Below are 15,506 nucleotides of genomic sequence, written 5' to 3' on the forward strand. Positions count from 1 at the left end.
TTATCTCCCGAATAATTTATTGGTCAGGGCATCCTTTCTGGATCTGGATGGGGCTTCCAATCCGCGGTTTTCCAGAATGTCCGATATTCTGTCTTTTGTAAAAAGTGAAACCTCCTCTTTAGTTAATTGTAATCCTGAATCTGTCTCTTTAAGCCGGGCAACCATCTCCGGTACTGGCATGTCCTGCGGAATACTCTCACCTCTAAAATTCAAGACAGCTCTTAAATCTTTCTCTGTAAATTCACTCTCCTTAAATTCAGTTCGTGGATTGTCTTCCCGGTCTATCCGTCGACCTCCACAATTTTTATTCTGATAACTAAGGAGTAACTCTTTCAGTCTCTCTATCGGAGTATCCTCTTCAAATTTCAGGCCGATACAAGTTAGGAGCTCCCGAAGATTTCCCTCTACCTGTAAGTGCCCCGATTCTAACTCATTCATAGTGAAACCATTCGTTTCACGGAGACTTTTCAGCAGTTCTTCTTTGACCTGTTCCTGGCCAAGGCTATCAATGTCTATATCTCTTTGTTGAGCGAGAGATCGTACACTATCAATTTTCAGGCAGTCCAGAATTTCCAAGCTGTAACATCTTCTACTCGGACGGGTAGTTCCACAGTTTTCTTCCTGATATTCGCGAATTCTTGCTCCCAGCTCTTCCCGTTCCATCTGTTCTACTGGCAGATCAGGATCAATGCATCGAAGCAAATTTCTGCGGAAGGCTTCATTTCCTAAAACCTCTGTTTGATCAATTTCAGTATCAGAAAACCCCCCGGTTTTTTGCAAACTATCATGCAGAATTTTAGCAAGTTCATCTATATTATCAAACCGATTGTCGTCAGGAGATCTTAGAAAATAGACCTGGTGTAAGAAGTCTAAGTCCCCATCAGCCCAGCAAATCAATACTTCAGGTGGGTAACAGCCGGCAGGCCGCTCGAAATCCTCTTCTTTCACCAAAACAGTGACAAGGCCTCTGTCCGAAATCCCGGATTGTTTATCGGTAAGCGTGTAGTGGAACCGATCCACACCTTGGTATTCTTCATGGGGTTTGTAGAGAATAGTCCCCTCTTCATCTATATCTATAGAGCCACCTCCTGTCTCTTGCTGATCAATTTCCACAGTAAAGGAGCGATTTTCCATTCCGTAGTCGTTCACGATAACATTTATTTCAACCGGCCGGCCAATCGTGGTTACTGCAAAATCGGGACGGGCAAATGGTGGTATTTCTACTCTAAAATCACCATCATCACACATGGGGACACAGCGATCTGTATCGCAACAGAGATAAGGAAGGGCAAAATCCGCGATAACAGCAGGCTCTTCAGCACTGTTATAAAGAACGACAAACGTGCCGCCTTTTGGAACTCCGGCCTGGTGATCAACCCCGGAGTGGTTGTGAAGATAGCTTGAGAAAACGTTCTTCTCCCGCTGCAGGTAATACTCCCGGCGCCTGAACGAGAGGTACACGCGCAAAAATGTGTTATAGAACAACAGATCTATAAACCGGTAAAGAAGCGGCGACAGATGCTGAATGAAACCGTTAATGGCTTGTACCTTCTCACTCTCTTCTCTTTCGTTAAAATCGATCTCTTCCAGCAGGCGTTTTTCGATAAGAATAAAATGGAGAAGCTGTTGAAGAGCTTCTTTATAGCTTTGCTGGAAATCAACAAAACTAAATTCATCGAGACATTCTGGAAGCTGTTTGCATACTGTTTGGAAGGATTTCGAAATATCCACAAGACTATGCAGATCCTCAGTTGTCTCTTCATCGGATCCGAACAGGGGTTCCTGGTGTTCTGATGCATATCCCAGCAGCTGCATCAAATCCCGGGTGAAGCCGCAATAGTTTCTGCGTGCGGTTTTATACTCCTCCTGAAGATCTTCAAAACCGCAGCTGTAGTCAGGGTTCAAAAGCTCCGCATCCGGATCAAGCTGAAGAGCGATTAGATCAAACGGAAGGTTAAACGTTTTTTGCAGGGTTTTCAGGCGCTCGATCACCTCTCCATGGTGTCGGCCAAGCAGTCCCTCAATCCTCAGAAACGGGTAGCTGTCCAGGTCGTAATGGAGCGGCGTTTCTGTTGGACTGATTATTTCATCATGATCCTCCGCCTGGTTGTGATAGTTCAATACCGTGACATTCACGCCAGGCCCGGTTCTGCGGCTACGATCGAAATTCCAGTGCTGTTCGAGCGTCTCTTTCCCGGTGAATTGACCCTCGCTTTTGATGTCGTAATAAAATGGGATGGATCGCCGGCTCAGCGGCGTGTTTTTTTCATCGCTTGGTGTAATGCGGATCAGATCAGGATCTTCGCCATCGGGATCCGGCAGCTGAATACGATCCAAATTGAACGACTCCACCATCAGCACGAGGCGCTTGTGAAGCGACATCGCTTTTTCCATCAGGGTTTTCTGATGGTTGTAAATCGGCGGCTGAACGAAGCCATGGCGATATGCAACAGCCTCTTCCGGCGACTCCTTCTCTGTTACGGCACGTCCCAGCATCACATGTTTTGGAAACCTCGACATATCCGAACAGCATTCGGATACCAGCTCAAACGCGGTTTCCTGGAATTCATCGTAGGCCAGGATCAGATCCTTCATAAAATCGGAGAAATACTGTATTCCGGGTGTATTTGTGCCTGAATCCGATGCGTCTGCGAGATAGGATTCAAAGTTGTCAATTACGCCGTTGATTTCTGCGCTGTCAAACGGATTTTGCAGATCGTATTCAGCTCCCAGCAGAAGATCGTATACCGAATAAGTTTGGTGCAGGGCTCCCGGTGTTCGTTCGCCATCGCCGGTTTTATCACCAAAGAATGAGGTGAAGACCGGCTGAATGGATGAGATGTGATGACCGGTAAACGCCGACATCTCCCGGCTGTGATCTGCATCGGGATCAAACAGAGTGCGCGGCATTACGATTTCCGGCAGCTCAAACTTCTTCGGATAGAGATTCCCAACGTTGGCGGAGTGCTCCAGGAGTTCATCCAGGTGATCTTTACTGATCAGCAGTTTCCTCACCGTGAAAATACGATCGATCCCCAGCTCGTCACAGGTGTTACCAAGACACGGTTTGATGTCGTTGTCGTATGTTTCAAGAAACAGCAAGACGAATTTGTTCTTCAAAAAAGTGAGATCTTCTCCAAGTGATTTTACATCGGATTCGTCCTCTGGTTTTTCCTGCAGTAACTCATAGAGATCAAACGGGGGATTGGAATTGTCAAAGGGAGCGTATGCTACACTATCGGGAAGCTGGTAGGGACGATACCACGAGGTTTCACATTTACCCAGCTTGATGAGATATCCTTCAGACGTGACGGCGGTACCTTTCGAAATCGTAACCTGATGATCACCGTCAGAATGATCATAGCTGAGCTCCAGTCCGCAAACAATGCCCATGCCGATCAGCTGTGTGCGGGTGAGGCGTCCCTGCTGGTCGAGATAGGAAACCACCTGGTTAAGCTGGGAGCTGGTTAAAACCTGGCTGCTTTCAAAAACCGGATATGTGTTGATTATAGTGCTCATAATAGGCTGGATTTAAAGTTCACCCAAAACGGAATGATTTAAAATGATGGAGTTTTCAAGATTTTCATCTTCATCGCAGTCGTGCAGCGTACCGGTGGGGTAGACGTTCCTGAGCTGTTCAATACTGGCAATCCATTCGCCCAGTGCGTCAGAAAGATCACCGGGGTCAATGGCAGATCTGCTGTTTTCGATAAGCCACCGTTTGAAGGTACGCTCAAATTCGGCCATGTGGCGGTTGCTCACCCAGCAGACATTGAGGTAGACATGAGCCGGGGCTTCGCGACGCAGGGTCTTTTCAAAAAAGGTTCTGAAATCGTTGTTAATAAAACGGCCCGGCCAGTAGGGCAGCACCACATGCGCCATGCAGGTGTAGGGATCGGTGAGTGAGCATTCGCACTCTTTATCCAGGTTGATAGACAAAAGCCGGTCCTGTACGATCCGCTCCACTTTTTCGATGGCTATTTCTGTATCAGTCCCGGCATCTGCTGTGCTCAGAACCGTGTACCGTCCGTCGTTTTCACCCTCTGCAGAACCAGAAATCTCAAGCAAACTGTACGCCTGAATCGATTCGGCAACATTTCCGGAGATAGTAATCGTAATCTGATCCGCATCAACAGCCGTGATCGGGTTCTCTAAGCGGTAGGAGAGTGTGCCGGTGGGGGATGCAGCTTCAATTCCTTCTACCAGCACCTCATCTACCACAATTTCCGTATGAGGATCGTTATAAGTAAATGAGGAGATCGTAAACGCGCCATTGGTAAGGGGCGTGTTTTCTACGAAAATCTCCTTCCCGGCTGAAAGATCCGACGTGATGTCTCCTTCAATCAAAAATATCCGGGATGAGATATCTGCAGCAGCAATGGGGAACTGCCGGGTGAAGGTCAGGATTCCCGGGTCGGCCAAGCCGTCTGAAAGCGTGGAAGTATCGGCTTCCACAAAATGGAGGCCGTTTACTTTGGGCCTTAGAAGCAGGTGTTCCACAAGATGCATTCCCTCGTGGCTGTAAAACGTTTTCTCCATAAAACGGATCATCTTCTCAACGGCCAGCTCATCAGCGCCGCCTTTGATTGTAACAACGCTTCCAGATGATTTCGTGATTTCGAACGTTTTGGAGTAGCTAAGAAAAAACGGTTCTTCTCCCGAATCACCAGAGGGGATCGGTTCCTTCACAACAACCTCACTTTCTGAACCGTCTGTTGTGATTTTCAGAACGGTGTAGCTGCCATCGTTAGAGACATGTTCGGAAATTTTTATTGAATCTTTTGGTGAAATTCTGTCCGTTAAATCACCGTCGATAGTAAATGTTTGCCCGGCCTGATTGAGCGCAGTCACTTCAAATGAATCGGCTATTTCCAGAAGCCATCCGTGCTTCGGCTGGGGGGATGGTACGGTGTCTACTTCCACGTCAATCACAGGACCGTGTGCCGTGGCATTTACGGTGCTGTACTCTTCAGGTTCTGTTTCACCATCCGGATTTGAGATAAAAACTGTTCCGTTGCCCACTGATTGAATCTCATTGACAGGCTGCTCGTTGAAATCAAACTGCGTGCTTTCTCCAAGCAGATTTCCGCTGCGATCGTAAATCCGGAACGTGTAGGGCGACGTATATGGTGGAGCAGATGGGGTGAACCGGTAGCTTGTCCGCCGAACGCCAAAACTAACAACCCGCCAGAACACGTCTTCTGCCGTCTCTTCAGCCTGTTCCGTAAGTTCACCTGTGGTTTCAATGTTGTAAAGTAGCTGGCCAAGCGGGCCGGTGTCTGACGGAACGGGCTCATCCACAATAATTTCAGTAGAATCCCCGATCTCAGAAAAGGCGGAGATTGTATACACACCATCATTTGATACTGAGTTCCGAACAAGTACCACATCACCCTCTACCAGGTTTTCCGTGACTTTTCCGGCAACTTTGAACGTTGATGTTGCAGGGTCTGATTCTTCGATTGCAGCGGGCTCTTTTGGCCGGCCTTCCCCGGTATATTCGCCGTTCAAGATCGGGTCACCGGATCCGAATTCAAAGGGTTTCTCATACAATTCATAAGAGATTGTGAATTCAGGTGGGTTGGCCTCCATATCGAGTCCGATAGAGTAACTAAAATAGTTGAGCAGGGGTGAGACAAGGTTGTGCCGGTTTGACTCCGGATTTTCAAAAAACTCTGCGGTAAGAATGTCGATCACCTCATCAATGGCTATGTCTGCATCTCCGCCGGCCGTCCCCGAGGTGTAATCGGATTTTGTGCTTTTTGCAATGATCTCGCCGTCACAAATAAGCTGAAATCCATAATCTGAACCCTCATCTGAATAGAGCTCAAACGCGTCCTTATGAAGACCTGCTATGATCACTTTTTCGAGCGTTTCTTTTACATCAGCTTCTGTTTCGAATGGTGATGGTGATTCCAGGACACTTTCAGCGGAACTGTTTTCGATGGAAAAATGAAGGTCCGGTTCCGACCCGGTGATTTTGAAATGCGGACTAAAATGCAGAGTGGATGCATCCCGTTCATCTATTCCGGTGAGCAGTGCCGCGCGGTGCTCCAGGCCGGAGATATTATCTTTATGCCACAGCATGCAGCGGTCCCGGTAATTAAAAGCTGTGCCCCGGCGACTGCTCGATTCAGGGTAGCCGTTCAAAAAAGCCAGTTTATCTTCAATCAATTCCTCCTGTGCTTTTGATCTGGACAGACGGCTGGTCAGCAGGGCGTAATCTGTAAACTGCTCCGAAAACCGGGCAATCAGGTGGTCGAGGAACCGGTTTCGGCGATCCTGAAACTGTTCAGGTGTTTCCGCAATAGCGTTCAAATCAACCGTATGACCGTTTTTGTCAAAATAGAGTTTCGCCGAATCGGGGACGATTTGAAAAAGAGGCTGTGTGTAGTAGGTTCTGCCAATCACAAAGTTCCCGAACTCATCTTTTTGAGGATTCATTGAAAACAGCTCTTTCACATGAGCAAGCTGCGAGAGGTAGTTGGCCAGGAGCTGATCAAAATGCATCAAGAACCCTTTAAGCTGGAGGGCGTCAATCTCAGTGGGCAGATCTGAACCGATACTCTGGTCGCTTCGTGTGGGCACTCCCTCGTCACCGATGCCATATACAAGAGGGAAATCATTCTGTATGGTGGAGTACTCTTCCAGGTTTTTGTATTCCCCTTTTGGCGGAGCGATATCGTAAGGTCCCGACGGGTAAAATTTTTGAGGACGCTCAGCCGATCGAAGATCAGACATCATCTCATCCACCGTCAGCCGGCTGGCCCGGAACGGAAGCTGATCTTTATAAAACGTAAACCTGGATCGATCAGAATTCAGTCTTGGAACATAGTTTTCATCGTACGCAAGCTTCAGGCACCACTTCACGCTTTTGGTGTCAATGCTTCCATCTTCATTATCCTGCGGAAGGTTGGCAATCTGGATATCCCTGACCGCCGTAACGCCAGGCACGTCCATGATGATCTGAATCAGGTCCGAGACATAAATCACTTCTCTGCGGCCGGCTTGTTCAAGTTCATCGTCATCTATAAATCCATGATTCAGCAAAGGCCCTTCAAAGATCGATTCTGTGGGAGAGCACTGCTCTTGTTCGAGATCTGCAAGAATAAGCTGATCTTCATCTGAAGGGAAATCCGATGGGATCGATTCCTGTACAAATAGGTCGAGCCGGTCTTCATGATCAGGATTGACCTGAGCACCGGTGATTGTATAACGGCCATTATTATTACTTGAACCGGTTATGGTGACGATCGAGCCGGGTTCCGGCAGCGGGTCCGGAACTCCCGCGATGCTGAAGATCTTTTGCTGTGTATCTACAGCTGTGAGGTCATAGCGGCGTTGATCAAAACATCTGGTGGTCATCTCTTTTAGAGAATAGAAATAAACCGTTGGAGAGAGAAAACGCTCAATTTCGTGGTTGATTGCAGCCTGGGCCTGGTCTACGTCAGCATCGGCCGTGAGTTCGATATCTGCGCATACGATAATCTCCTCAATCCGCAGCGCATTAAACTGCATAAAATCTTCACAGAGGTTTCGGTTGGCATGAACCCGTGCTTCCACCTGGTCGACGATCTTCCGGATTTTTGCAATTTTTCTGCGATAGAAGTGAACCATCCCTTCATCGGGATCATAGATGAACTGGTTCAGTTTCAGCGTCAGGTCTTCAATTCCGGTAATCGGAACCGGGCCGGAGGCAGACATTTTTGTGCCTGAAAGAATCACCTCATTTACGGAATTCAGGCTGTAGCTGAAGGAATAATTTCCGCCATCATTCAGGAAGGTGAGGTATGTATCGCGAATTCCTTCAGCAATGCTTTGTTCATCCTCAAAGTCCGTTTCTTCATCATCCCAGCGCGGAAACTCAACCTCAATCCGGATGGTGAGTCCCTCAATCTCCGGGTCGGGAGCGTGCTCAGTTAGGATAAAATCACGGACGAGTTTATTGTCATTCAGGTCCCCATAGGTCTCGCACTCATCGAACTCCAGTAGTACATTATGCAAAATTTTCAGATCTAGCGGTTTATCTCCCGCTTTTACCGATTTGTAGGCCAGATGACTCTCCTGTTTGTTCACAAAGATATCGTGTTCCGTTCCCTTCGCCTTTTCGATCCATGCATTTTTAACACCAACACTGCTGCACCCGGCTTCTGAACTTTTTACCGCTACGTCGATCATCAGTTTACGGTAATCATTGGCGGTGACGGGAGAATTTGGCAGGACTTCAGCCGCTGTAAAAAAATCGTAAAACACTGAGTTTTCAGAACTCTCCGGGTCCGGTGCAATGAGGTCTTTAATATCGTAGGAAGTACGGTACCCGAGATCGGTAATGGCAAAACACAATACCTCAAGAATGGTCACTCCGGGATCATGGGCGTTGAAATCGGTCCACACTTTTCCCGCAACCGTCTGAATGTAGCTGATGGCTTCCTGACGGAGCAGCTCATAATCCATACTCTTTTGGTCTGGAGCAAGTTTTGATATGGTTACAGGTTCATCCATTCATTTAAATCTTACGTTTTAAACTGTTGATCCTCTTCACATCCGCAGTCATCCGCTGAGGCGATCGTGGCAGTTGTTTGAATTTCATTGCCGGTGCATTCACAATCGTCTGACTCCAGAACGGTGATATCGTGGTCGCCATAACGGCCCATTTGACCAGTTGATCCGAGGATGGAAACGGCTGTACTCGCTTCCGCTTGGTTTACGTTTTTTCGGGAAATCTCTTCATCGGTAGCCGGGTCAAAAATGATATGCCAGATTTCAAAACAGGTAACAAAATCTACGTAGGTCCGCTCTTCCACGTAGTTTAAAATGACCGATTTGTGAATGGTGCCGCCCAGCTCAAGTGTGGACCCGGCATCAACTGCCCAGGGGGAAAGAAATCCTTTCAGATCGTCTTCAAGCTGCTTACCGTAAAAACCATTATCGAATCCCTCGTAAAATTTTACGTTCAGCTTCACCTTGATCTCCTCATAAATGGGATTCTTAACATGCAGATTCACGCACGATGAATTTATCCCGGAGAGGAACTGGCTGATGTTGGTGAGAGTAATCAGGCTGGTTTTCGGTCGCAGCGGGTCCACCGCATTTTTGTTACGCACATTGGAAATCACGACCAGTGTTACGTGGCCAGGGGCAAGTTCTGAATAGGCACTCAGGCTTCCGGTATAGCGGGTATGATTCAGACATTTTGCCTTATAGACCGATGGAAACTCTTCCAGTACCAGTCGCTCGTAATCCCATATGGTAATTGCTCGTTTTTTGTGGCGAAGGCGTTCACTTACACGGGTATAAAAATCACTCTGTTTCTCTTTTGTACTACCGCCGAAGGAGGAAAACGGCTGTTCAATTCCGCCAATGGCTGAATCGGCATTTTTTAGCTTGCTGATCGTTTCAGCGGGAAGGGCCTCTTTCAGGTGTCCCGGATCATTATCCTGATCTTTGAAGGTTGCAGTAACTGCCTGGGCCGATATTTGAATAATGTCAGAAACCGCATCTGAATCTTCTTTGACGGTGGCCCTGAGCCAGTGCAGGCCCGCGGGAAGAATAGAATTCTGATCAGAAGCTCTTTTGGGCACACTGAACCGGATAATGCCCGATGCAAGCAAGCCAGACGTACTGTCGGACAGGATATCAAATGGTTCAAAATTGATCCAGCGGTTGTCCGAGAGGTAGCTCCATCGAACAGGCTGAGGTTCGAGGTCGGGATCTGCGCTGCCCTCGGCAACCTGGAAAAGAAGGGCGAGCGTCCGCCCTGCGGTGAAATTCTCCAGCCCGATATAGAGGCTTCCCTCGCTGTCTATTTGCGGATATAATTTTACCGGAGTACTGTTATTCACTTTACGTTGCTCTGAAACACCAAATGGGCCCACATGGAAGAACTGTTCATATGCCTGAGTCTTCTCAATTTCTGAGGAATTATTTGTCAGATCAATTTCAGCAGAGGATTGATAGGTGAGAAAGATCTCTTTCAGAACCGGCGTGTAGGGCTCGTTTGGAAGCGGAGGGTCATCCGTAAAGGTTCCATCCGGCTGCAGCGCATTCATCACAGCTTTGGAGTAAGAGGGCTGGAAATCTTTATGTCCGAAATCAGGCCCTGCCAGTACCATTTTCAGAAACCCTTTCCGGGTATGGGTATCAAATGAATCTGCTTCCTGCAGTATCGGATCACGCTGTACCTTCTGAAGCTTTTCAGAGTCCTTCACAGAGATTACGTGATCCTCAGAAAGCAGTCCATCATCTTGATGAAATAGCGGGGAAGACGCCGGCTCCGTAAAGAGAGGTTTCCATTTTTTCTGATCGAGCATAAAAAGGTCCGTCCGGAAGGAGTCATTCGTTCTGGATGCACCGTTATAGAGATCATAGTGGCCTTCAAATCCGTTTTCGTCATCCGGAAGATCGTGCCATTTGAGATGGATCTTAAGTTCATCCAGCTTCTTTGAGAAGACCTCCCGGCTGCCGATATAAAAATTAGAACCTTTTACAGGGCGCATTCCAAACGGCTGAAAATCGCCTCCGGGATCTAACACAGTCTGATCATTCTGCACGATTAGCTCGCGCACTTCACTTACGTGTACGGAAAGATCTGCTTTTTCGACTTCAAATTTTTTCAGAACACTGTACAGGTATGGATCCTGGTCGGTTCGCAGGGTGATCTTGACCACCGGCCAATTCGTATCAAAGGGATCCGTCAGGGCATCGTCATTTTGGATATATTTCACGATAGGGTCCTGCGCTTTCGTGATGGTTCTTCTGATGATGATCTGACGCTTACCGGGATCGACCGTTGTTTGGTTGACAGGATTGCGAAACGTGTATATCAGGTCGTTGATCTTATCTTCTCCAACTCCGGGCACCGTGCGGACCTCCTCAAGTGATTCGAATTGTCCACTGGGAAGCTTAGATTCATCTTTACGGTATTTCAGAATCTCATCCGCTGTCTTTTTCCCGATGTCATACCCCGGACGGGAACCGCTGTGCCCGGTTGTCGGATCATCAAATACCGGTCCGGCCTGAGGTTCAACACCTGCAATATCCTGCCATGTTTCCGCCCGGTTCAAAAAGTTAAATATACGCTCTGCCACTTCCGTCGATACACCTTCACTCTCTGTTGTTTCATCATAAGAGAGAGGTTCAATCCATTCCTCCTCTCCGCTGAACTGCACCCGAAAAGCTTCTCTTAGGTTTAATTCTTTTAGCTCTTCACTCAGGGTATTACTATTGTTTTCCTTCAACGTAAGTGTAATAGTGATCTCTCGTTCACCTTCCGCTAAAAAAAGAAGTGGAGAGGCAAAAGCAAAGCCCACTTCAGCCTGTGTGCGATCCTGATCGGGCCATTCACCTAAAGGTTTGCCAAATGTTCGCCAGTTCATCTCAGACGATTCAATCTCGGCTCCCTCACCATCGGCTGAATTTGCAACAGGTGAGGCGTAAATCCTGCTGTTTTCATCTTTAGAATCAGCTTTTTTATCTTTAAAAACAGCTTTTAGGTTTGCTACTTCAGCGTCATTCAGAACAATTTCGCGGTCTGTTTGATAGATCAGCTCAACACCCGACTCATCTTTCCCGGCTTTTAATTGTGTTCCTTTTTCCACCCGGTGCTGTTCTGCATGTTTGGCCAGCTCAAAAATGAGAAACACCTGGTCGGGGACAGGCTGCTTTTCCCGAAGCTGTAAGACATCACGATAATAAAAATTGAGATGTTTCCGCGTGATCTGGTTCAGATCATCGCGCGCAATTTTAAAAAGCTGAAGAAACGCCATGAAAAGCGCGTAATGAGGTTCGGTATATCTATCCGGGTCGATCTTCTTGTCAAAAAATGATTCCCAGTCGGGACGGGTTTCATCAGGATCCTGGTTGTAATCGTAGTATTGAATCTGTTTGGCATATTCGCGCACAAAAGACTTGAGATCCTCGATCTTACGCTCATCTACCGCCACATAATCGGGAAGCAGCGCTTTCAGGAGCCGGTCTTGCTGGCTGGTGCCGCTGCGTTTCAGTAGGTTGCTATGTCGGCAATTGTCGCTCATGGATCAGATATTTGTTCCTTCGTCCAGGTAGTAGGGAAATACAAGATTCGATCGGGAATTGGTTGCAATGATGGTATACTCCAGGGTGACCTGTATACGCCCTTCGGCACGATCCGGCACCAGGTCAATATTATTGGCCTTTACCCGCGGTTCGTGAAACAGGATGGCGCGCTTCAGCCGGTTGATGATAATACTTGCCGTCGTGACATTGATCGCTTCGAAGAGCATGTCCTCCATATTGGCACCGTAATCCGGCCGCATGACACGCTCTCCGAGACTCGTTTTCAGCAGTATAATCAGGCTTTCCCGGATATCTTTCTCATCTTCCGAAAGCTCTGCGGTTGAACTGCCTTTCTTAAAGCGTATCGGGAATGACCACCCTCTTCCTAATATGGAGTTCTGTTCTGCCATTGTGTTTCTATCCTATCATTACGGTTGGTTCACCCACAGCAGCACCAGCTCCGCACAGGCAGGTATCGCCGACACGAATGGCCGGTTTACCGCCAATCAGCACGGTTGTACTGCCAATCAAAAACGGACTTACAGTTGGCTGATGGGAATTTGGAGGCAGCGAACAAACATGGTTATCACCCATTACTGCCGCAGGCATTCCGCCTATCAGCACGGTAGGTTCTCCTGGCCCAACTATGGTTCCGCCATGGGTTGTAGTATCAGACATTCGGGCTGCTGCAGGCATATATTCCTCCAATTGGGTGATTGATATTTCTGACCCACCCCCGTCCTCTTCCGCCGGTAGTAGGACAGGCTCCTATGTCGCAAAAACACTCCATATGGAGGGGGGCTATGTAATGAGTAACATTCGAATTTGTATCTATCGCCATTAAAAGATTCATTATGATTCCTTTTATCTCACCAAATTTCTTGTTCACGAGTATTTGTCGAAAGCATACTTTTCCTGTAAAGGTCAATTAATCTGCACAATCGATCCTTTCAGCACGGCCTGGCCGCTGGTGGAAATTTCGGCCCCTGCGCTGCCCTCGGCTTTGAATTGCGCATTAGCTGCAATTTCTACGTTGGTTCCTTCAATCTTCACATCCCCCGTGGCTTTCAGGATCAGGTCAGTTGCACTTTCAAGAGTGATTCCGTCACTGCTCAGCTGTGCCTTGTTTCCGTTTTCATCTTCCAGAAGAATTGCCCCTTCATCATCGCTGATGACCAATTTGTTCCCGTTTGGGGTTTCTATGGTCACACTTTTCAAATCGTCGTTAAACGTCAGTTTTAGCTCGCTGCGGGTTACAACTCCTTTTTCGAAATTATCTTCGTTAACGTCATAGGGTGGGGCTTTTGAGCTGCTGTGAATCCCTCCCAAAATGACCGGGTCGCGCGGATCGTCGTTAAAAAACCCTACCACTACTTCATCATCCGGCTCCGGGTAAAACTGGACGCCTCTGCCAGCTCCCGCATCTGGTGTGGCAAGCCGTGCCCAGATTCCCGCTTCCTCCGTACTAATCACCGGAATGCGAACCTTTACACGTCCTTCGCCATCGGGATCTTCGAGATCGGTGACGATTCCCTGGTGAAGGCCCTGGATAGCAGGGAGAAGGCCGGACGCAGGTTTTTCGATGATGTCATCATATTTATGTGAAAACCACTGCGGATCGAGCCCAAACTGGATGTGTGTCACCCATTTTTTATCCGGGGCAAACTCGTGAAAAATGGAAGAGACAAAGGCTTTGCCATTAAAACGGCCACCAAATCCTTCAAGCTCAATCGTGTGTCCCGGCTTGATGTCGGTGAACCCGATGATGGTTACCCGGCCGCGAATCTTAGCCAGTCGGCTTCGCATCAGTTTTGCATCAGTCCATAGCTGCAGTTCCTGGTCGGGCAGGTGTCCGTTGTGCTGCATCGTCCAGTTATCGAGTCCGATCACCCCAGCCAGATCGGCAGCGGAAATATTACCATGGGCATCGGGAGCACTGTCGTCGGCCTCCAGTTCTGTAACCTCCTGTTTTATAAAATCCCATGACTTGCCAACCGTGGAGGAGTATTGGTCACGGGCGTCCATATCGGCTTCAAATTCAAATACATTTTGCCCATAATGCAGTGTTAATATGGGGTCGTCAAAAGAGGGGGCTTTTACGGTGACTTTTCCGTCATCCGCAAACACAAGCTGCCCATTTACCTCTGCGCGGGTAAGCATGTAATCCCAGTCGGTACAGTAATACTGAACCATCTCCTTATGCGTGACGGCTGTTTGTTCTAATTCTGAATCAAGGCCGTAACCCTCCAGCAGATCTTCGATGATCTCGCTATCGCTCACCTCTTCGAAATAGCGGTTTTTACGACCAATGGTCATTTTAACGCTCATATCACGCAGTTCAACCCGAAGTTTAGAGGGTTGATCTGTCTTCGCTTCAATGCCGTGTTTAATCAAAATGCCTTTGAAAATGGTATCCTCAACGGACCGGTATCCCGCCTTAATTTCAATCTCGTTACCGGGGGTGAATAACTCACCGGCACTCAGTGTGAAATCTTCGTTAGCGAGGCTTCCATCAAATAGTTCAATGGTTGCTTTTGGGATACTGTTCACACTTTTGGTAATGAATATTGAGGAAAGACCTATTTCATCGGGGAGTTCTTCGCCGTTAGAAAAGATCCGGAAGGTTGCCAGGTTTGTATTGGCTTGTGTGGGTATTACAGGCACAGTAGGTTAATTTATTTTTGAACAGGTGGCAGAACGAGTTCCTGCCCTGCCTTTAGATTTCTGAAATTTTTCAAATTATTCGCTTTTGCAATTTCGATGTAAAAAGATGGGTCACCGTATATTCGTTTAGCCAGCAAAGGCAGGGTATCTCCCTCTTTTACAATCCGTTTGTGGGTAAGATCAGCCGATTCTCGTCCCGCCAGGGCCGCCTGCTCTCTTCGGGAGAGAGACTGTACAAAGTTAGAACTAACCGTGGCGCGGATAGGAAGACCGGCAGAATTAAAGAGCTTGTAGCTGATAGTTGTATCCTGAACCACCCCCCGAAACTGGTAGGCCCCCCAGTTGATCTGAAGGTAGTTTGGTGTATGGGTGGATGACTGGATATTTTGTGTGATTTCCAGGTAGCGGGTTATCGCACGGTCCACATGTTTATCTTCCTGGATTATCTCAATAGCACTTTCACGCTCGTTGCTGATCAGGTCGCGGTTGATGCTATTATCGCCAAGATAGTCCAGGTCGAGGTCGCCAGACATATCGTTGCCGGGAGGAGATGCGCCGGTCGCATCAAACAGGAACTCAAAAGAGACGCTGTCCGATTTGTTGGCGCGAAACTGCAGCTGTCGCGCATCAGGATCCACACCTTCCTCGGGGAGCCAGTCTGAGGTTACCTTGTAGCTGAATGATGTGGGATTATACATCACCACGTAGGTGGCTGTTGTCGCTGAATACTCATCATCCTCAAAAGCAGTAATCTTTAGTTTCTCGAGGCCGCCCAGCGGCGAAAAGATATCTTTTAAGCCCATACGTTT

At 47.9% G+C, this 15,506-nt stretch carries 7 protein-coding genes; all 7 read right to left on the bottom strand.

Going from position 1 to position 15,506, the window contains the following annotated elements; all coding sequences use genetic code 11:
* Positions 1-3,519, bottom strand: coding sequence for an Ig-like domain-containing protein (locus tag AABW11_RS14780; RefSeq protein WP_340105898.1), 3,519 nt, complete (start codon positions 3,517-3,519; stop codon positions 1-3).
* Positions 3,520-3,531: 12 nt separating this feature from the next.
* Entirely contained in the window at positions 3,532-8,502 is a 4,971-nt protein-coding gene (locus tag AABW11_RS14785; protein WP_340105899.1) for a hypothetical protein, read from the bottom strand.
* A gap of 11 nt (positions 8,503-8,513) precedes the next feature.
* Positions 8,514-12,032 (bottom strand): baseplate J/gp47 family protein, encoded by a 3,519-nt coding sequence (locus AABW11_RS14790; RefSeq protein WP_340105900.1) that lies wholly within the window; start codon positions 12,030-12,032, stop codon positions 8,514-8,516.
* 3 nt (positions 12,033-12,035) lie between these two features.
* Positions 12,036-12,443, bottom strand: coding sequence for a GPW/gp25 family protein (locus tag AABW11_RS14795; RefSeq protein WP_340105901.1), 408 nt, complete (start codon positions 12,441-12,443; stop codon positions 12,036-12,038).
* Positions 12,444-12,450: 7 nt separating this feature from the next.
* Positions 12,451-12,729, bottom strand: coding sequence for a PAAR domain-containing protein (locus AABW11_RS14800; RefSeq protein ID WP_340105902.1), 279 nt, complete (start codon positions 12,727-12,729; stop codon positions 12,451-12,453).
* 228 nt (positions 12,730-12,957) lie between these two features.
* A complete protein-coding gene (gene vgrG / locus AABW11_RS14805; RefSeq protein ID WP_340105903.1) occupies positions 12,958-14,697 on the bottom strand; it encodes a type VI secretion system tip protein VgrG in 1,740 nt (579 codons plus the stop codon).
* A gap of 11 nt (positions 14,698-14,708) precedes the next feature.
* Entirely contained in the window at positions 14,709-15,500 is a 792-nt protein-coding gene (locus AABW11_RS14810) for a CIS tube protein (protein ID WP_340105904.1), read from the bottom strand.
* Positions 15,501-15,506: the final 6 nt, after the last annotated feature.

The sequence above is a fragment of the Rhodohalobacter sp. 8-1 genome, assembly GCF_038150125.1.
Lineage (GTDB): Bacteria > Bacteroidota > Rhodothermia > Balneolales > Balneolaceae > SW132.